The organism is Nesterenkonia halobia (assembly GCF_039536005.1).
Taxonomy (GTDB): Bacteria; Actinomycetota; Actinomycetes; order Actinomycetales; family Micrococcaceae; genus Nesterenkonia; species Nesterenkonia halobia.
Genome location: NZ_BAAAYG010000003.1, coordinates 255,695 through 274,774, shown reverse-complemented (window position 1 = coordinate 274,774; position 19,080 = coordinate 255,695). Strand labels below are relative to the sequence as shown.

The 19,080-nt window shown below is 72.1% G+C and carries 17 protein-coding genes; 8 read left to right on the top strand and 9 right to left on the bottom strand.

Annotation, left to right across the window (positions count from 1 at the left end):
• Positions 1-8 precede the first annotated feature (8 nt).
• Both ABD652_RS04045 and ABD652_RS04040 read left to right on the top strand, forming a co-directional pair.
• Positions 9-194, top strand: a complete 186-nt coding sequence (locus tag ABD652_RS04045) for a hypothetical protein (RefSeq protein ID WP_425574539.1) — start codon at positions 9-11, stop codon at positions 192-194.
• A 58-nt stretch (positions 195-252) separates the two neighbouring features.
• Entirely contained in the window at positions 253-930 is a 678-nt protein-coding gene (locus ABD652_RS04040; protein ID WP_344718440.1) for an anthranilate synthase component II, read from the top strand.
• A gap of 90 nt (positions 931-1,020) precedes the next feature.
• Here ABD652_RS04040 and ABD652_RS04035 read toward each other — a convergent pair whose 3' ends face one another.
• From ABD652_RS04035 to ABD652_RS04005, 7 genes are read right to left on the bottom strand one after another with little or no spacing between them, the layout of a single operon-like run.
• Entirely contained in the window at positions 1,021-3,522 is a 2,502-nt protein-coding gene (locus ABD652_RS04035; RefSeq protein ID WP_344718438.1) for a protein kinase domain-containing protein, read from the bottom strand.
• Complete coding sequence (locus ABD652_RS04030) at positions 3,519-5,528, bottom strand: protein kinase domain-containing protein (protein ID WP_344718436.1); 2,010 nt, start codon at positions 5,526-5,528, stop codon at positions 3,519-3,521. The genes ABD652_RS04035 and ABD652_RS04030 overlap by 4 nt, the downstream gene beginning before the upstream one ends.
• On the bottom strand, positions 5,525-6,988 hold the full coding sequence (locus ABD652_RS04025; protein WP_344718434.1) for a penicillin-binding transpeptidase domain-containing protein: 1,464 nt from the start codon (positions 6,986-6,988) through the stop codon (positions 5,525-5,527). The genes ABD652_RS04030 and ABD652_RS04025 overlap by 4 nt, the downstream gene beginning before the upstream one ends.
• On the bottom strand, positions 6,985-8,499 hold the full coding sequence (locus tag ABD652_RS04020; protein ID WP_344718432.1) for an FtsW/RodA/SpoVE family cell cycle protein: 1,515 nt from the start codon (positions 8,497-8,499) through the stop codon (positions 6,985-6,987). The genes ABD652_RS04025 and ABD652_RS04020 overlap by 4 nt, the downstream gene beginning before the upstream one ends.
• Positions 8,496-10,544: a protein phosphatase 2C domain-containing protein gene (locus tag ABD652_RS04015; RefSeq protein WP_344718430.1), complete on the bottom strand. Its 2,049-nt coding sequence runs from the start codon at positions 10,542-10,544 to the stop codon at positions 8,496-8,498. Before ABD652_RS04015 ends, ABD652_RS04020 begins: the two co-directional genes overlap by 4 nt.
• A gap of 4 nt (positions 10,545-10,548) precedes the next feature.
• Positions 10,549-11,052 carry an FHA domain-containing protein FhaB/FipA gene (locus tag ABD652_RS04010; protein ID WP_344718428.1) on the bottom strand — a complete coding sequence of 168 codons (504 nt, stop codon included), beginning with the start codon at positions 11,050-11,052 and terminating at the stop codon, positions 10,549-10,551.
• 1 nt (position 11,053) lies between these two features.
• Complete coding sequence (locus ABD652_RS04005; RefSeq protein ID WP_344718426.1) at positions 11,054-11,959, bottom strand: FHA domain-containing protein; 906 nt, start codon at positions 11,957-11,959, stop codon at positions 11,054-11,056.
• Between the two features lie 413 nt (positions 11,960-12,372).
• On the opposite strand from ABD652_RS04005, the gene ABD652_RS04000 reads away from it, so the two are divergent.
• Together ABD652_RS04000 and ABD652_RS03995 are read left to right on the top strand one after the other, a co-directional pair.
• Positions 12,373-12,912: a YceI family protein gene (locus ABD652_RS04000; RefSeq protein WP_344718424.1), complete on the top strand. Its 540-nt coding sequence runs from the start codon at positions 12,373-12,375 to the stop codon at positions 12,910-12,912.
• 145 nt (positions 12,913-13,057) lie between these two features.
• Positions 13,058-13,369 (top strand): hypothetical protein, encoded by a 312-nt coding sequence (locus tag ABD652_RS03995; RefSeq protein ID WP_344718422.1) that lies wholly within the window; start codon positions 13,058-13,060, stop codon positions 13,367-13,369.
• 43 nt (positions 13,370-13,412) lie between these two features.
• Here the strand turns inward: ABD652_RS03995 and gdhA are convergent, their stop codons facing one another.
• Positions 13,413-14,789 carry an NADP-specific glutamate dehydrogenase gene (gene gdhA / locus ABD652_RS03990; RefSeq protein ID WP_344718420.1) on the bottom strand — a complete coding sequence of 459 codons (1,377 nt, stop codon included), beginning with the start codon at positions 14,787-14,789 and terminating at the stop codon, positions 13,413-13,415.
• A 163-nt stretch (positions 14,790-14,952) separates the two neighbouring features.
• Here gdhA and ABD652_RS03985 point away from each other — a divergent pair, with 163 nt between their 5' ends.
• Positions 14,953-15,651, top strand: a complete 699-nt coding sequence (locus ABD652_RS03985; protein WP_344718418.1) for a dienelactone hydrolase family protein — start codon at positions 14,953-14,955, stop codon at positions 15,649-15,651.
• Positions 15,652-15,740: 89 nt separating this feature from the next.
• A complete protein-coding gene (locus ABD652_RS03980; RefSeq protein ID WP_344718416.1) occupies positions 15,741-16,541 on the top strand; it encodes a LysR family transcriptional regulator substrate-binding protein in 801 nt (266 codons plus the stop codon).
• On the opposite strand, the gene thiE is transcribed toward ABD652_RS03980, so the two are convergent.
• Positions 16,438-17,169: a thiamine phosphate synthase gene (gene thiE / locus ABD652_RS03975; RefSeq protein WP_344718414.1), complete on the bottom strand. Its 732-nt coding sequence runs from the start codon at positions 17,167-17,169 to the stop codon at positions 16,438-16,440. The two genes, ABD652_RS03980 and thiE, sit on opposite strands and share 104 nt — an antisense overlap.
• A gap of 118 nt (positions 17,170-17,287) precedes the next feature.
• Here thiE and ABD652_RS03970 point away from each other — a divergent pair, with 118 nt between their 5' ends.
• Together ABD652_RS03970 and ABD652_RS03965 are read left to right on the top strand one after the other, a co-directional pair.
• A complete protein-coding gene (locus ABD652_RS03970; protein ID WP_344718412.1) occupies positions 17,288-17,986 on the top strand; it encodes a haloacid dehalogenase type II in 699 nt (232 codons plus the stop codon).
• Positions 17,987-18,091: 105 nt separating this feature from the next.
• Positions 18,092-19,078 (top strand): bile acid:sodium symporter family protein, encoded by a 987-nt coding sequence (locus ABD652_RS03965; protein ID WP_344718409.1) that lies wholly within the window; start codon positions 18,092-18,094, stop codon positions 19,076-19,078.
• Positions 19,079-19,080: the final 2 nt, after the last annotated feature.

Genomic DNA, 19,080 nt, shown 5'->3' with positions numbered 1-19,080 from the left:
ATGCCTGGATGTTCCGCAGTCTGCCGGGCCCGCTGTGGGTCCGCATCCTCATCGTGCTGGCGCTGCTGGCCGCCGTCGTGCTGCTGCTGATGGAAGTGGTCTTCCCCTGGGTGGACCAGTTCAATCCGCTCAACGACTCGACCATCGGCGACGCCGGGGCGGCGGGCGGCCCGGCGCCCGGCGGGGCCGCATGACCTCGCCGGATCCGAGCAGGACAGAGACGACAGCCCCGATGCGATCCGGACGGTGACCATGACTGAGACCCCGACCCGCTCCGCGGGCGCCGACGACCCCGTCGAGCATGCCCGGATCCTGGTGGTCGACAACTACGACAGCTTCGTCTACACGCTGGTCGGCTATCTGCGCGAGCTCGGCGCCGAGACCACAGTGGTGCGCAACGACGACCTCACGCTGGCCGAGGCCCAGGTGCTGGCTGCCGGCCACGACGGGGTGCTCATCTCCCCGGGGCCCGGCACCCCGCAGGGTGCCGGGGTCTCGGTGGCGCTGACCCGCTGGTGCGTCGACTCCTCCACTCCGATGCTGGGCGTCTGCCTGGGCCTGCAGGGCCTGGGCGAGGCCTTCGGCGGCACCGTCGGCCACGCCGAGCAGCTGATGCACGGCAAGACCAGCCGCATCACCCACACCGGCCATGCCCTCTTCGCCGGACTGCCGGAGACCTTCACCGCCACCCGCTACCACTCGCTGGTGGTCAGCCCGGAGTCGGTGCCGGAGGACCTGGAGGTCACCGCCGCCACCGACGACGGGGTGGTGATGGCGCTCGTCCACCGGCGTGCGCCGCTGTGGGCGGTGCAGTACCACCCGGAGTCGGTGCTCACCGAGGGCGGCTATCGGATGCTGGGCAACTGGCTGGAGATGCTGGGCCAGCGCGGCGCCGCCGAACGCGGGGCGCGCCTGCACCCGATCCGCTGATCCGGTCCGCCGACGCGATCCGCCCCGGGATTCGGGGACGCATCCGGCGCGGCGTGCTCGGCCGGACGCGCCGGGGCAGGAGCGCTGGGCTCAGGAACTCTGCGTCGCCGGCGAGGTCTCCGGCGGCGAGGTGTCCGACGGCGAGGTGTCCTCCTGCGTCGTCGGCGTCTCGGGCGAGGAGGTCTCCTCCTGCGTCGTCGTCGAGGCGTCCTCGGTCGGCGACGCCTCAGAGGTCGGGCTCGAGTCCCCCTCGTCCGGGGACTCCGCCGCGGAGGTCTCCCCCTCGGGGGATTCCGAGGCGTCGTCGCTCGGGGAGTCGTCGCTGGGGGATTCGGAGCTCTCCTCCGACGGCGTGGTCTCCTCGGAGGGGGACTCCTCGGGGTCGGGCGATCCGGAGTCCTCCGTCGTCTCCGAGTCGGATGCCTCGCCGTCGCCGGTCTCCTCAGAGGGGGACTCCTCGGCGTCGGGCGATGCCGAGTCCTCCGTCGTCTCGGAGTCGGAGGCCTCGCCGTCGCCGGTCTCCTCGGTCTCCTCGGTCCCCGAGCCGCCCGGGTCCTCGGATCCGTCGGAGTCCTCGGCGCCGTCCGGCGACCCTGTGGCGACCGACAGCCGGACTGTCGCGCCCTGGGGCACAGTGGCACCGGGTTCGAGCTGGTCGCCCTGGTAGAAGGCGGCCCCGACGGTGCCGGCGGGGTAGTCGCCGGTCTCCCACGGCAGCGTCGAGCCGACGGTCAGACCGTGCTGGTCGGATTCGAGCAGGCCGGCGGCCTCGTCCTCGTCCATCAGCCCGACGTCGGGCACTTCGACCATGCCGTTCGAGACCTGCAGATCGACCTCGTCGCCGCCGGAGACCTGCTCGCCGGCTCCCGGGTCGGTGGCGACCACGGAGCCCTCCTCGATCGACGGGTGGGGGACGTCCTCGACGTCGCCGACCGCCAGTCCCAGCTCTTCCAGCTGCTGGACCGCCTCGTCCTGCTCCATGCCCTGCAGGTCCTCGGGGATGGTCAGCTCCTCCGGGCCGGAGGAGATGTAGAGCGTGATCTCCTCGCCCTGGGGGACGCGCTCGCCCGCGGAGGGATCGGTGCGCACCGCGTGGTCGGCGGAGACCTCGCCGTGCGGGACCTCCTCCACCGCGGCCTCCAGATCGGCGTCCTCCAGCGTGGAGACCGCCTCCTCGCGCGGCATGTCGGCCACGGCGGGGATCTCGGCCCGTGCAGTGTCCAGCGCGCGCACCAGGGCCCAGGAGCCTCCGGCGACGAGCGCGACCAGGACCACCACCCACAGCCAGGCCAGGCCCCGGCGGCGACGCCGCGGAGGCTCCTCCGGCGGTGCGGCGTGCCGCGCCGGGACCTCCGGCGTCCGTGCCGAGAGCGGACCGTCGGTGGGCGCCGCGGCGGGAACGACGACGTCGTCGAAGCCGCGGGCCCCGGCGGCGCCGACGGCGGGCAGCGCCGCAGTGGCGTCCTCCACCGGCACGCCGCGCAGCGCCTCGGTGATGGCCTGGTCGAACTCCTCGGCGGTCTGGAAGCGTGCGGAGGCGTCCTTGGCCAGCGACTTCGCGACCACCGACTCCATGGCCGCCGAGACCTGCGGGTTCATGTCGGAGAGCCGCGGCGGCTCTTCGCGGACATGCTGATAGGCCACGGAGACCGGGGACTCGCCCTGGAACGGCGGACGATTGGCCAGCAGCTCGAAGAGCACGCAGCCGGCCGAGTAGAGATCCGAGCGGTGGTCGACGACCTCGCCCCGGGCCTGCTCGGGGGAGAGGTACTGGGCGGTGCCCACCACGGAGGACGTCTGGGTCATCGTCGAGGCCGAGTCCGCCAGCGCCCGGGCGATGCCGAAGTCCATCACCTTGATCTCGCCGTTCTGGCCGACCATCACGTTCGAGGGCTTGATGTCGCGGTGGACGATGCCGTTGGTGTGGCTGTAGCCCAGCGCGCCGAGCACTCCGGAGAGGTAGTCGGCGGCCTCCTGCTCGCCGACCGGCCGTCCCAGGGCCTCGTCGATGCGCCGGCGCAGCGGCTCGTCGAGGTCCTCGGGGGCGTCAGAATCGGTCTCCGGGGACTCCTCGCCCAGGTCCAGCACATCGTGGTCCTGCTGGTCCTCCTCGGAGGCGGGGCCGTCGGCGGGCTCGTGGACGGCGGTCGCGTCGTCGTCGGCCGCGGAGTGCACCTCAGTGCGGGCGTCCTCGGAATCCCCGGCGGCCTCGGCGTCGGTCGGCTCGTTCCGGCCGGTGGTCTGCTTCGGGGTGCCGTGCATCAGATGACGCAGCGTCACCCCGTCGACGTACTCCATGACGATGTAGGGCGTGTGCACCTCGTCGTGCTGGGTGTCCTCGACGTCGGCGCGGCCGGTGTCGAAGACGCCGACGATGTTCGGATGATTCAGCGATGCCGAGGACTGGGCCTCGCGGCGGAAGCGTCCCTGGAACTGCGGGTCGCGGGCCAGATCGGGGCGCAGCATCTTCACCGCGATCTGACGGTCCAGCGAGAGGTCGTGGCCCAGGTACACGTCGGCCATGCCGCCGCGCCCGATCAGCGATTCGATCCGGTAGCGCCCGTTGAGCACCAGGTGGGGGGTCTCGGTCATCGTGTCATTCCCGTTCCTGCGGCCAGGGCGGCCACGGTGATCGCGAGTCCGGCCGAGTCGGCCGACGAGGTCGGGGCGGCCTCGGAGCTGGTGGTGGGGGAGCCCTCCGGCGCGGTGGTCTCCGCGGACTCGCCGTCGGGGCTCGACGTCGGCTCAGACCCGGCGCCGTCGGTGTCGCCGGTATCCCCGGTGGCCTCGTCCGTGGGCGAGGGGGAGTCGGCGGGCTCGCTCGTCTGCTGCTCCTCCGGGGCCGCGGAGGTCTCCTCCGAGGTCTCTCCCGGGGTCTCCTCCGAGGTCGGCTCCCCGGGCTGCTCGCCGGACTGTTCGCCGGACTGCTCGCCGCGCTGTTCCGACGACGCGGCGTCCTCCGTGTCCTCGTCGGGGCGGCCGGTGGGCTCCTCGGGCGAGGCGCCGTCGTCTCCGCCGTCGGCCGGCTCGGTCGCCGGGCCGGCCGAGACCTGCAGCGTCACCGCAGTGCCGGGGGCGAGCTGCCCGGTGGGGTGCAGCGCGACCACTGTGCCGGTCGGGCTGTCGGAGGCGACCTCGTCGGTGAGCGCCTCCAGGCCGTGGGCCTCCAGCTCGGCGACGGCGGCGTCGACGGTGAGGCCGACGAACTCGGACTCCAGGACGCCGACCGTCTCGGCCTCCGCGGTCTCGGTGCGGGTGACCGTGGGCTGCGAGGAGGGCTCCGACTCGTCGTCGGAGGTCACCATCGGCACCAGCAGCGCGGCGGCCAGCGCCAGCGCGAGCACGATGATCAGTCCGATCAGCACCCAGCGCAGCCGGCGGTCGCCGTCGGAGCCGCCGGCGGACGACGAGGACCGGCCGGATCCCCCGGCCGTCTCCCGGCCCCCGACGGACTCCGCCGGGGTCGAGGAGCTGGCCAGCGGGCCGACGCCGGCGGCCGAGGCGGCCTGACCGCTCAGCGGCTCGTCGGCCGGCTGCTCCGGAGTGCGCGCCGTCGGCGCGGCGGCGGCACCGGACGCGCCGGAAGCTTCAGAAGCACCGGAGGCATCGGACGCATCAGAAGCGCCGGCGGCGCCCGCCGAGCCCTCTCCCGTGGGGTGCGGCACCGCCGCCGTCGGCCGGGTGGCCGTCGGCACCGTCTCCGTGCTCTGCTCGTCGCCGGCGTCCGGCCGGTCCATGTGGTTCAGCACCCCCGGGACGGCCTCGACGGCGGAGTCCAGGTCGTGGCGCAGCAGCGCGTCGGCGGCCTCGGCGAGCTTGGTGGCGTTCATCGGCCGATCGCCGGGGGCCTTGGCGAGCATCGAGGCGATCAGCGCGCGCACCGGCTCGGGGATCGAGTCGGGCAGCGCCGGCGGCGGCTCGTTGACCTGCTTCAGCGCGATGGCGATCTGCGACTCGCCGGTGAAGGGACGGTGCCCGGCCAGCGCCTCGAAGCCGATGACACCCAGCGCGTAGAGGTCGGAGGAGCCGGTGGCGTGCTGGCCGGTGGCCTGCTCCGGCGACAGGTACTGGACTGTGCCCATCACCTGACCGGTGGCGGTCAGCGGCACCTGGTCGGCGAGCCGGGCGATGCCGAAGTCGGTGATCTTCACCCGGCGCGTCGGGGTGATCAGCAGATTCCCGGGCTTCACATCACGGTGGACCAGCCCCTGGTCGTGGGCGACCTGCAGCGCGCGGGCGGTCTGGGCGATGATCGACAGGGTCTTCTCCCAGGAGAGCGTGCGGTCGCGCTCGAGGAGCACCGACAGCGGCCGTCCCGGGACCAGCTCCATGACCAGGTAGCCGGAGCCGGCCTGCTCGCCGTAGTCGTAGATGTCGGCGATGCCGGGATGGTTCAGCAGCGCCGTGTGGCGCGCCTCGGCGCGGAAACGGCGCAGGAAGGCCTCGTCGCCGGTGTACTCCTCCTTGAGGATCTTGATGGCCACCGTGCGGCCGAGGACCTCGTCATGGGCCTTCCAGACCTCGCCCATGCCGCCGATCGCCAGGCGCTCGGTCAGCTTGTACCGGTCGCCCATGAGGATTCCGACAGTCGGTCTCACTGGTCCACCGCCCCCTCGAACATGGTCTTGAGGTTCGACACGGTGAGGTTGTGGCCGTCCTCGTAGGGAATGTCCTGATAGGCGACCGTCACCGCATAGGTGGAGTCGCCGACGTCGGCGAAGCCGGTGATCCAGGAATTGACGATCGGTGCGCCGCTCTCGGTCGTCTCGCCGAAGTCCGCCGTCCCGGTCTTGGCGTGGATGTCGACGACGTCGCTCTGCGCGCCGACGGCGGTGCCCGACTCGATCGGGCCCTTCATCAGCTCGGAGAGCTCCTCGGCCGTCGAGGAGGAGATCGGCTCGCCGAGCTCCTCCGGCTCGGACTGCTCGAGGACCTGCAGGTCAGGACCGCGCACCGACTCGACGAGGTGCGGGGCCATCATGGTGCCGTCATTGGCGATGGCCGCGGCGACCATGTTCATCTGCAGCGGAGTGGCCTGGACCTCGAATCCGCCGATGGAGGACTGGGCCAGGCTCGCCTTCGTGAGGTCCTCGGGGAAGACCGACTCGGTGACGCTCATCGGGATCCGCAGCTCGGAGTCGTTGAAGCCGAAGGCCTCCGCAGTGCTGCGGATCTCGTCCTCGCCGAGGTCCATGGCGGCGGCGGCGAAGGGCGTGTTGCAGGACTGGGCGAAGATCCAGGAGAGCTCCGCCTCCTCGCGCTGCGAGCAGATGCCGCCGCGGAAGTTGGTGATCGGCGTGTCCGAGTTCGGCAGCTCGAGCTCGTCGGGGACCTCGAGCTCCTCGTCGGCGGCGTAGTCGCCGGACTCCAGCATGGCGGCGGTGTCGAGGAGCTTGAACGTCGAGCCGGGGAAGAAACGGTCCTTGATCGCGGGATCGCCGTAGAGGGGGACGTTCTGGTCCTGCAGCTCCTCCTTGGTCGCGACGAACTCCGAGCTCGAGTGGGTCGCCAGCGCATTGGCGTCGAAGCTCGGCTTCGAGGCCATGGCCTTGACCTCGCCGGTCTCGACGTCGGTGACCACGATGGAGCCCCGCGTGCCGTCGGCGATGGTGTCGTGGGCCAGCCGCTGCAGCTCCGGGTCGACGGTCAGCTCCACCTGGGCGCCCTCCGTGGTGTCGCCGGTGAAGAGCGAGGTGATGCGGTCGAAGAACTGGCTGTCCGATCGGCCGGAGAGGTACTCGTTCATCGCGCCTTCGAGTCCGTTGGGCTGCTCGACGATCGAGTAGAAGCCGGTCAGCCCGGAGTACACCTCGGAGTCTCGGTAGACGCGCTGGTAGTCGAACGGCGTGTCGGGGGAGGGCACCGAGTCGGCGATGGCGGTGCCGTCGACGGTGATCGCCCCGCGGGAGGCCCCGCGGTCCTGGTAGAGCTCGCGCACGTTCTGCGGATGCGCCTCGAGCTGGTCGGTCACTCCGACCTGGACGACGCTCAGCGCCGCGAAGAGGACCAGGAACAGGCCCACTGAGAACACCCAGGTATGGCGGATGGCGTTGTTCACCGGGCACCTCCTGCGGCGTCGTCGGTCGGGGTCTCGCGGGGGGTCTCACGCCGGCGCGTCTCGGCGTCGGCGTCGTCGGCATCGGCGGCGGGGCGGGGCGCGGCGTGCGCCGGCGCCTGGCGATCGGGGCTCTCCGTGCCGGCGGCGGTCTCCCCGGTGGCGTTGACCATCGGACCGACGACGATCGGCCGGCGGGCCGCATGGGAGACCAGCAGCACCACTGCGACGATCAGCCAGTTGGCCAGCAGCGCCGATCCGCCGGCGGCGAGGAACGGCGTGGCCAGGCCGGTCATCGGGATCACCCGGGTGATGCCGCCGAGGACCACGAAGACCTGCAGCACCAGCACCATGGCGAAGCCGACCGCCAGGAGCTTGCCGAAGGCGTCCCGCGTGCCGAGGCCGGCCCGCATGAAGCGGGAGAAGAGCAGCAGGTAGAGCATCAGGATCGCCCCGAGCCCGACCATGCCCAGCTCCTCGCCGAAGGACGCGAAGATCATGTCCGAGTTGGCCAGCGGCACGCGGTTCGGCATGCCGCCGCCGAGTCCGGTGCCGGCCAGCCCGCCGTTGGCGAGGCCGAAGAGCCCTTGGACGATCTGCAGCGAGCCGCCGAACTCGCGGTTGTAGATCTCCGGATCGAAGGCGTGCAGCCAGACGTCGACACGCTGTCCGACATGCGGGACGGTCACCACGGCGAGCACGCCGCCGACGGCGACCAGCGCCAGCCCGATGAGGATCCAGGAGAGCCGGGAGGTCGCCACGTAGAGCGTGGCCATGAACAGCCCGAAGAACATGATCGAGTTGCCCAGGTCGTTCTGCACCACCAGCACGCCGATGGCCAGGATCCAGGCGATGAACAGCGGCCCGAGGTCGCGGACGCGGGGCAGCTGCATCGGGCCGATCCTCCGGCCGGCCAGCAGGATCAGGTCGCGGCTGTTGGCCAGGAATCCGGCGAAGAAGACCGCCAGGGTGATCTTGCCGATCTCGGCCGGCTGGAAGGAGGCGAAGCCGAGGTTGACCCAGATGCGGGCTCCGTTGACGCTCATGCCCAACCCGGGGATCAGCGGCAGCACCAGCAGGATCAGGCTGACCACCAGTGAGATGTAGGTCAGCTGGCGCAGCCGGCGATGGTCGCGGAGCATCCACAGCAGCACCATCGCCGCGATCGCCGAGACCGCGGTCCAGAGCAGCTGCCGGGGTTCGACCGGGGCCGCGCCGGAGGAGAGGTCCAGACGGTGGATCATCGCGATCCCCAGGCCGTTGAGGGTGACGACGATCGGCAGCACGAAGGGGTCGGCGTACTTCGCCCGCAGCCGCAGCACCACGTGGAAGGCCAGGGCCACGGCGGCGAAGACGCCGGTGGCCACGTAGTACGACGGCGTGATCGGCTCCTCCATGGTCACCGCGACGAGGAACTTGGCCCCGACGCCGATGATCAGGGCGAGCAGCAGGAGCACCAGCTCGACGCCGCGGCGCGGCCGCGGAGCGGTGTCCACCTGGTCCACCTGCGTCATCCGTGATCACCTCCGTCGCGCGAGTCCGCGCCCTGTGCCGATGTCTGTCCGTCCTGCGTCTCCGAGGGGCTGGCCGAGCCGTCGCCGGTGCTCTCCTCCGAGGGGCTGTCCGAGCCGTCCGTGCCGTCTGCGCCGCCCGATTCCGAGTCCTCGGCGTCCCGGTCCCCGTCCTGACCCCGGTCGGGGTCCTCGGCGCCCGGCGCGTCCTCCGGGAGGGTGCCGCGCAGCTGCGCGACGATGCTCTCGGCGTGGCGCCGGTCGTCGGCCGGGATGCCGCGGCGGACGCGCTCCTGGTGATATGGACTGAGATCGTCGACGGCGATGTCGACATGCTCGTCGGCCTCCGACAGGCGGATCGGCCCCAGCGACTGCGAGACGCCGTTGAACACGGCCACCTCGCCGTCCTCCTCGCCGATGTAGTACTGCGTCTGGGTCCAGACGTAGCCCAGGAAGAGCACCGCCGCCAGCAGCAGGGCCAGCAGGGTCACGAAGGTCGGCAGGAACCAGGCCCGACGCCGGCGCTGGGTCGTCGCGCCGGCGGCCAGCGCGATCTCCTCCTCGTCGAGGGAGTCGAGCGAGTCGAGGCTGTCGAGATCGTCGTGCCGGTCGGCGTCGTCGTGCCGGCTCTCCGCGCCGCGCTCGTCGGCGCCGCTCGTCTCGCCCGTGCCGGGCGAGTGTTCTCCCGCTGTCGCAGTCGCCCCTGCCGCGGCCGCGTCGGATGCGTCCGCGGGCGCGTCGGCGGCGCCGTCGCCGGAGGCGCCCTCCTCGCCGGCACCCGCGCCGGACTCGCCCTCGGCTCCGGCCTGGGCTCCTGCGCCGGTGCGGTGCTCGTCGAGCATCTCCGAGTAGGTGTGGCGCACCGGGATCAGCGGCTGTCCGTTGAGCAGCACTGCCATCGGGTGCTCGTCGACGTTGCGCGGCACCACGGGGATCATGCCGGTCTCGGTGGCCTGGGCGGCCGCGCCGACCAGCAGATGCGGCCGGGCGCGGTGCGACTGGTCGAGCATCGCCGCCGAGAGCGGGGAGAGCTCGTCGTCGGCGTCCGGGGCGTGGCCGGCCAGGGCTCCGGCGTTGACCACCGGAACCAGCTCCATCGTCTCGCTGCTGGCCTCGCCGCCGGTCTCGTCGTCGGCCGCCGCCGCGGACTCGGCGGGCTCGGCGGACTCCGAGGGCTCCGAGGGCTCCGCGACGGGGTGTGCGGCGTCGTCCAGCCCGGAGCGCGCCAGGCCGACGTCCGCCTCCTCATCGCCCGGGCTGCGCCCGGCCGCGGCGACGGCGCGGCGGCTCAGCGGCAGGCCGCGGCTGGGCGTGAGGTCGCCCTCGCCGGCCTCGACGACCTCCACGCAGAGGACGGTGACGTTGTCCGGGGCCCCGCCCTCGATGGTGAGGTCGACCAGCTCCTCGACGATCGACTCCAGCGACTGCGGAGAGCGCAGCTTCTGCTCGATCAGGCGATCGGAGACCACGGCGTTGAGCCCGTCGGAGCAGAGCAGCCAGCGCTCGCCGGCCTCCAGCGGGAAGCTGGTGATGTCCAGCTCCGGGGAGGCGTCGACGTCGCCGAGCACGCGCATCAGCACGTTCTTGTGCGGATGGAACTCGGCCTCGTCGGGGTTCAGCCGGCCCTCGTCGACGAGCCGCTGGACGAAGGTGTGGTCCTTGCTGACCTGGCGGAACCGGCCCTTCTTCAGCCGGTAGGCCCGGGAGTCGCCGATGTGGGCGAACTGCAGCCGATCGCCGGTCACCAGCAGCGAGGTGATCGTGGTGCCCATCCCGGCGAGCTTCGGGTTCTCCCCGACCAGCTTGGAGAGGAAGGCGTTGGCGGTCTGGATCTCGTCGGGCAGGACCGTATCGGGGTCGGCGAAGCCGTGGGTGTCCAGATGGGCGAGGTCCAGCACCGTCGAGGCGCTGGCGACGTCGCCTCCGGCATGGCCGCCCATCCCGTCGGCGACCACGGCGAAGTACCGGCCCGCATAGCCGGAGTCGTCGTTCTTGGGGCGCACGGCGCCGGCGTCGGACCGGGCGGCGAAGCGGAAGACCAGGGACACGGGGCTACGTCCTCAGCTCCAGGACGGTCTTGCCGATGCGGATCGGGTCGCCCGGCTCGACGGTGGAGGCGCGGGTGAGCTGCTCCTCGCCCAGCCAGGTGCCGTTGGTCGAGCCCAGATCCTCCAGGAACCAGCGCGAGCCCTGCGGGAAGAGCCGGGCGTGCTTGCCGGAGGCGTAGTCGTCGTCGAGCACCAGCGTGCACTCCTGGGCTCGGCCCATCATGATCGGCGCCGAGCCCAGCTCCAGCGTGGTGCCGGCGAGCGGGCCGTCGGTGACCGCCAGCGTGCGGGGCCGCGGGCGCTGGACCCCGGCGTGCGGGGTGCTGGCGGCGCCGCGCTCCTCGGCGGGGGCGGAGGAGGCCCGCGCGGAGCGCGCCGCGGCGGCGGAGGCGCGGGACTTCTTGGAGACCATGAGGTCGCGTCCCTGGGCTCCGACGATCGACAGGATCAGGATCCAGAGCAGCAGGAGCAGCCCGAACTGCAGGACGGTGACGGCGAGTTCGCTCATCTCAGCGGGCCCCCGGGGTCAGGCGGAAGCGCAGTCGGGCGCCACCCAGCGAGATCAGCGCGCCGTCGGCGAGCTCGGTGCTGCTGCCGGCGCCCTGCAGGAGCGTGCCGTCGACGTAGGTGCCGTTGGTCGAGCCGAGGTCGCGGACCACGTGGCGCCGTCCCTCGACCACGACTTCGGCGTGGCGGCGGGAGACGCCGGTGTCGTCGACGGTGATGTCGGCGCCGGAGGAGCGGCCGATGACCGTGCTGGCCTCCGTGACCCGGTGCTGGCGGCCGTCGAGCTCGAGCACGCCGACCACGGCGGGCGCGCCCACAGCCGGCTGGGCCATCGTCGGCGCGAGGTCCTCCGGAGGCGACGACGCCGGCTGGGCGGGTTGAGCCGGCTGTGCGGGCTGCGCGGGCTGGGCCGGCTGCGCCGGGGACGCGGGCCGCGAACCGCCGACGGAGCCGGCGTCGGGCTCCTGGGCGGCGTCGTCGGCGTCCTGGTCGGTCTGCGACTCGATGCCCAGCTGGCCGCGCTTGAGGTCGAGATTCTTCACGAAGGTGGCCTTGACCGGCCCCAGCAGCGTGTATCCCTGCGAGTCGGCGTGCCGGATGATCTCCTCGCAGAGCTCCTCGGCGAGGGCGACGCCGTAGCGGCGCGCCTCGGCGAAGTCCTCGGCGGAGAGCCGGATCCGGTAGATGTTCGGGACGAAGCTGCGTCCCTGACTCATGGTGAAGGACTCGCGGTCCATGTGCCGTCTGACAGCTGTGGCGATCTCCACGGGGCCGAGGCTCCCTCCGCGTCCGGAGAAGGCGCCGCGGACGGCTTTCTCGATGCCACGCTCCAACGTGTCGAGCAGGCCCACCGGCACCTCCTTCATCTCCCGTACGACGGCGGCGACGCCGTCGTCGAGAGTTCTCATCAGGGCGTCTGCGCAGAGTCTACTGGCTCCGCCCATTCTGCAGGCTTCTCACCGCGTCCGCGAACGGGATCGCGTCGTGCCGGGCCGATCGCCGCGGTCTCGTCCAGGGAGCGTCCGGGCGGCGTCCGGCGCGCACTCGCCGCGCCGCGGGGTCCGGCCGCCGTCGGCCGGGGCCGGGATCGGCGGCAGGGCCCCGGTGAGGAGTCGATCGGGCGTCCGCGGGTCGCGGAGGACGGGTGCACGTCGGGGCGCGAACGGTAGTGTGAGGGATGCCACGGGAACTCGTGGCCGATTCGTCCTTCAGATTTGAAATAAATGCGAGGCGGCAGCAGTTGTGCAGGGTCAGATCGGCTCGCCAGGCCGATCGGCCGACGCTGTCTGCGGCCCCATCCACGACGTGAGGAGACCACCCCATGGCTCAGCTGACCCCCGGAACCTGGAAGCTCGACACCGACCACTCGGAGATCGGCATGACCGTGCGTCATGCCGGCATCTCCAAGGTCCGCGCCACCTTCGGCGAGGCCGACGGCACGCTGACCGTCGGCGAGGACGGCACCGCCACGGTGGAGACGTCCGTGCGCGCCGCGTCCTTCGACTCCAAGAACGCCGACCGCGACGCCCATGTCCGCGCCGCGGACTTCCTCGATGTGGAGACCTACCCGGAGCTGAGCTTCCGCGCGACCGACGTGAAGCCCTCCGGCGAGGAGTTCGAGGTCACCGGCGATCTGACCATCCGCGGCGAGACCCGGCAGGTCACCTTCGAGGCCGAGTTCGGCGGCCAGGCGGTGGATCCGTTCGGCGCCACCCGCGCCGGCTTCTCCGCCTCTGCGGCGATCTCCCGGAAGGACTTCGGCCTGACCTGGAACGCTTCGCTGGAGGCCGGCGGGGTGCTCGTCGGCGACAAGGTCGCCATCGACCTGGAGGTGGCCTTCGTCCTCGAGCAGGGCGAGTGAGCGGCCGACTCTGCGGCTGATTCTGCGGCAGGCCGACAGCGGCGTCCCGCGTCCGGACAGATCTCGTGCGTCACACGCCGGAGATGCGTCCAGATGCGGGGCGCCGTTCGTCCGTCGGGCCCGGTCGGCCGTCTACGCTGGTGGCATGGAGCACCCGCCCGCCGCCGAGCCGGTGATCCGCATCCGGGAGCCGCTACCCGGCGAGGCCGACGCGCTGGCCGGCGTGCAGACCACCTGCTGGGCCGAGACCTACGCCGGCCGCGTGCCGGAGACCTTCTACGACGAGGCCGCCCGAGAGCGGCGGCGAGGCATGTGGGACGGACTGCTGGCCTCCGCAGAGCTGACCGAGGGGAACACGCGGGCGCTGGGCTTCTACCGGCACCAGGGCTTCGCCCACGACGGCGCGACGGAGCTCGACGAGAGCTTCGGCCCCCGCGAGCTCCGCATGGTGCGCTGACCGCGCCGAGCGCGCCGCATTCCGGAGCGCGCGGCGCCGTCGCTCAGATGACGCCCTGGGCGATCATCGCGTCGGCCACGCGGGCGAAGCCGGCGATGTTGGCTCCGGCGACGTAGTCGCCGGGCACGCCGTACTCCTCGCTGGTGGCCGCGCACTCGTCGTGGACGGTGGTCATGATCTCCGACAGCCGCGCGTCGGTGTGCTCATGGGTCCAGGTGTCGCGCGTGGCATTCTGCTGCATCTCCAGCGCCGAGACCGCGACGCCGCCGGCGTTGGCGGCCTTCCCCGGGGCGAAGAGCACGTCGGCGTCCCGGAAGCGGCGGATGGCCTCCGGAGTGGTCGGCATGTTCGCGCCCTCGGCCACGGCGGTGAGTCCGCCGCGCAGCAGCGTGTCGGCGTCGTCCTCGGAGATCTCGTTCTGCGTCGCGCAGGGCAGGGCGATGTCGACGGCGATCTTCTCCGCCAGCGTCCAGACGTTCTGCCCGGCGACGAACTCCGCTCGGGGGCGCTCCTCGGCGTAGGTCGAGATCCGCTCGCGCCGGACCTCCTTGATCTCCTGCAGCAGATCCGGGTCGATGCCGTCGGGGTCGTGCACCGCTCCGCTCGAGTCCGAGGCGCCGACCACCCGGCCGCCCATCTCGTGGACCTTCTCGATGGCATAGGTGGCCACGTTGCCCGACCCGGAGACCAGCACGGTCTGCCCGTCGAAGCTCTTCCCCTGGTTCGCCAGCATCCGTTCGGTGAAGTAGACGGTGCCGTATCCGGTGGCCTCGGGGCGCAGCGTCGAGCCGCCCCAGGTGATGCCCTTGCCGGTGATGACCCCGGACTCGAAGCGGTTGCTGATGCGCTTGTACTGGCCGAAGAGGTAGCCGATCTCGCGCTGGCCGACGCCGATGTCGCCGGCCGGGATGTCGACCTTGTCGCCGAGGTGCCGGCAGGCCTCGGTCATGAACGACTGGCAGAAGCGCATGATCTCGCCGTCGCTGCGCCCCTTAGGGTCGAAGTCGCTGCCGCCCTTGGCGCCGCCGATCGGCAGACCGGTGAGGCTGTTCTTGAACACCTGCTCGAAGCTGAGGAACTTCATGGTGCCCAGCAGCACGTCCGGGTGGAAGCGCAGGCCGCCCTTATAGGGGCCCAGAGCGGAGTTGAACTGCACGCGGAACCCGCGGTTGATGCGCGCGCGGCCCTCGTCGTCGACCCACGGGACGCGGAAGATGATCTGTCGCTCGGGCTCGCACATCCGCTCGAGGACGGAGGCCTCCATGTACTGCGGGTGTTTCGCCAGCACGAGGTGCAGCGAGTCGAAGACCTCGCGGACGGCCTGGTGGAACTCCGTCTCGCCGGGATTGCGCCCGGTGATCTGCTCGAAGACGGATGAGATGTGTGCGGTGTGCGGAGTCACGATGTGCCTTTCCAGCATTCCGGACGACGGCGAATGCTGGGGGAGAGCATATATGGTGCGGCGGGCCACTCCACGGGTGTTTCATCTGCGGTCCTCCGGACGGTGGGGTCGTCGGCCCGGGAGGATTAGGCTGGGCGCCGGACGCCGATCCGACCGACGCCGATCATCCCCAGGAGGATCCATGGCAGAGAAGACTCCGCACCAGAACGTCACCTTCGACATCGAGGGCGGCACCGCCCACGGCTATCTGGCGCTGCCGGCGTCGGGCTCCGGGCCGGCGGTGGTCGTCATCCAGGAGTGGTGGGGCCTGACCGACCACATCAAGGACGTCGCCGACCGGCTGGCCGCCGCGGGCTTCGTGGCGCTGGCCCCGGACCTCTACGGCGGATGGATCACCCACGACGGCGACGAGGCCGGCGAGATGATGGCGAAGCTTCCCGCCGAGGAGGGCGCGCGCGAGCTCGCCGGCGCCACCGACTTCCTGCTCGGCCATGAGGCGGTCACCTCGCAGACCGTCGGGACGATCGGCTTCTGCATGGGCGGCGGCTTCGTGCTCGCCCTGGCCGCGCAGCAGGGGGCGAAGGTCTCGGCCGCGGTGCCGTTCTACGGCGTCGGCCAGGCCGTGCCGGAGACCTACACCGGACTGACCGCGGCAGTGCAGGGGCACTATGCCGAGCGGGACGCGATGTACCCGGTGGAGCAGGCTCGCGAGCAGGAGCAGCAGATCCGCGACGAGTCCGACGCGCAGGTGGAGTTCCACTATTACGACGCCGGCCATGCCTTCCACAACGACGAGAACCTGATCGGCACCTACGACGCCGAGAAGGCCGCCGTCGCCTGGGGCCGGGCCGTGGACTTCCTGAAGGCCAAAGTGGCCTGAGGACGGCCTGACGGCTGATGACGCCGACGGGCCGTCGGTCCCGGTCGCCGCGGGCGGCCGGGACCGACGCGGGTCGGTAGGCTGGGGGCGTGACTGATGACGCCGCCGGCCCGCCGCGCGAGGTGCTCCGCCTCGGCGCGATCCCCGGAGCCACTCCGGACAAATGGGCCGCCCGCTGGCATGCCCGCTTCCCCGAGGTTCGCCTGCAGGTCGAGTACTTCGACGACGCCGGCCAGCTGGAGCGGCTGCGCGCCGGCACCGCCGACGTCGGCTACCTGCGGCTGCCCGAGGGCGAGGACCTCGACGCCGTCGTCGCCGACCCCGAGACCTTCCACCGCGTGCTGCTCTACCGCGAGGATCCGGTGGTCTGCGCCTCCCGCGAGCACTGGATCGCCGCGGCCGAGGAGTCGGTGACGGCCGAGGACATCGCCGGCGAGCCGATGGTGGACCCGGCGGACATGGTCGATCCGGCCGACGGCGACGTCCACGCTCCGCAGTCGGGCGCCCAGCTGGCCCGCGCCGAACGGCTGGCGATGGAAGTCGTCGCCTCCGGGGCCGGACTGCTGATCCTGCCGAACTCGGTGGCCCGCATGCTCTCCCGGAAGGACGTGGTGATCCGCCGGATCGAGGACCGGCCCGGCTACGCCGTGGGGCTGTGCTGGCTGCGCAGCGCCGACGACGAGGCCGTCCAGGAGTTCATCGGCGTCGCCCGCGGACGACGCGCCGGCTCGGTGCGCTCGGCCGGATCCGCCGAGACCTCGGGCCGCTCCGGCCGCTCGGGCCGAGCTACGCCGGCAGGCGCTCGCGGAGGGCGGCCGCAGCCCGGTGCGGGTCCTCGGCCCGGGTCACGGCGCGGACGACCACCACGCGGTAGGCGCCCGAAGCGCTGACCTCGTCGACCGTGGTCGCGTCGATGCCGCCGATGGCGAAGAACGGCTTCGAGCTCTCCAGCTGCGCGGCGTGACGCGGCAGCTCCAGTCCGACGGCGGCGCGGCCGGGCTTGGTCGGGGTCTCCCAGACCGGGCCGGTGCAGAAGTAGTCCAGCGCCGGGTCGGCGGCGGCGTCGTCGACCTGCTCCGGCGTGCGGCAGGACAGCCCGATGATCACGTCCTCGCCGAGGATCAGACGGGCCTGATCGGCGGTGAGATCCTCCTGGCCGATGTGGAAGACGTCGACGCCGGTCACGGCGGCGACGTCGGCGCGATCATTGGCCGCCGAGAGGCAGCCGTGGGAGTCGGCGATCTGGCGCAGCAGGTTCAGCGCGGCGATCTCCGTCTGCACCGCGACGTGCTTGTCGCGGACCTGGATGATGTCGACGCCGCCGCTGTAGGCGGCCTCGAAGAAGGCCTGCAGCGCGTCGAAGTCCAGTTCATCCACCGGGCCGGCGTCGGGGGCGGTGATGAAGCGCTGCAGATCGGTGCAGACATAGAGCCGGGAGGCCATCAGGCGCCCCCGGCGCAGCTGGCCGATGGTGTGCTGGCCGTGGGAGGGCTCGTGGTCGGGCGCCGCAGTGTTCATGCCTCCAGACTACCTTCGGACGGCGGCCGGACCACCGGTGCAGATCCGGCCGAACAGGGGCAGGATGGGTGGCGCGCCGTCGGAGACTCCGACGACTCCGGACGAGGGGAGAGGAACGATGGACACGATGACCGGGCAGGAGGCGACCGCCCCGGAGGTGATCGTCTTCGACGTCAACGAGACGCTCTCCGACACCGCTCCGCTGGGAAGGGCCTTCGTCGCGGAGGGCCTGCCGGAGCACCTGGCGAGGACCTGGTTCTCCGAGGTGCTGCGCGACGGGTTCGCCGTGACCGCCGCCGGCGGGGCCGCCTCCTTCGCCGCGATCGCCCGGGGCGGCCTGGTCCGGCTGGGCGAGCAGGCCCGTCTGCAGGCCCCGGAGGCCGCGGCCGGACGGCTGATGGACACGTTCCTGGCGCTCGACGTGCATCCCGACGTCGTCGCCGGCGTGCGGGCGCTGGGGCCGCTGGCCGAGCTCGTCACGCTCAGCAACGGATCCGCCGGCGTCGCCGAGCAGCTGCTGGAGCGTGCTGGAGTGCGCGAGGAGTTCTCCCGGCTGCTCAGCGTCGAGGATGCTCCCGCGTGGAAGCCGGCGCGCACGGCCTATGCGCACGCCGTCGCCCGCTGCGGCGCCGATCCCGCGCAGATGCTGCTGGTCGCCGTGCATCCCTGGGACGTCCACGGCGCGCATCACGCCGGGCTGCGCACCGCCTGGATCGATCGGGAGGGATCCGCGTATCCGGGGCATTTCGCCGCGCCCGACCTGCGGGCGCCGGACCTCCCCTCGCTGGCCGAGCAGCTGGGGCACGCGCCAGGCTGAGCCGGCCGGCGGAGGCCGGGGGGAGGCGGGATCGCGCGGTCCAGACTGTGAGAGCCGCCTGAGCGGCATTGACCGTCGGCCGGCGGAGGAGCAGTCTCAGACGTCATGACGCACACACCTCCTCCTGCTTCTGAGGCGCGGCAGGCGACGACGGCACAGCCCTCCGGCTCCGGACCCGCCCGCGGCGCCCGGTTGGCCGTCACCGTCTTCCCGCTGCTGATCCTGGGCGGCGCCGCGCTGGCGCTGCTGATGCCGTCGACCTTCGAGCCGCTGAGCGCCGGGATCACCCCGGGGCTGATGGTGATCATGTTCGGCATGGGGCTGACGCTGACCCTGCCCGACTTCGCGCTGGTGCTGAAGCGCCCGCTGCCGGTGCTGCTCGGCGTGGCCTTCCAGTTCGGGATCATGCCGCTGCTGGCGCTGGGCATCGCGACGCTGCTGCAGCTGCCCCCGGCGCTCGCCGCCGGCATGGTGCTGGTCGGCTGCGTGCCCGGCGGGACGTCGTCGAACGTGGTCACCTATCTGGCCCGCGGCGACGTCGCGCTCTCAGTGACGATGACCGCGATCTCCACGCTGCTGGCCCCGCTGCTGACCCCGGTGCTGACGCTCTGGCTGGCCGGCCAGTACCTGCCGGTGGCCGCCTCGGACATGGCCGCCAGCATCGTGCAGATCGTGCTGATCCCGGTGGTCGGCGGCATCCTGCTGCGCCTGCTGCTGCCGCGGATCGTCGCAGCGATCCAGCCGGTGCTTCCCTGGGTCTCGACGCTCGGGATCACCTTCGTGGTGATGGCCGTGGTGGCCACCTCGCACGACGTCATCGCCTCCGCCGGGGCGCTGCTGATGCTCGGGGTGGTGCTGCACAACGTCCTCGGCTTCGGCATCGGCTACCTGGCCGGCACGCTGACCAGGGGATCGACGGCGACCCGGCGGGCGATCGCCGTCGAGGTCGGCATGCAGAACTCCGGGCTGGCCGCCGGGCTGGGCGGGCAGTACTTCTCCGCCGAGGCCGCGCTGCCCGGAGCGATCTTCTCCGTCTGGCACAACATCTCCGGCGGGCTGCTGGCCTCGATCTGGGGCCGCCGGGCGCGGTGACC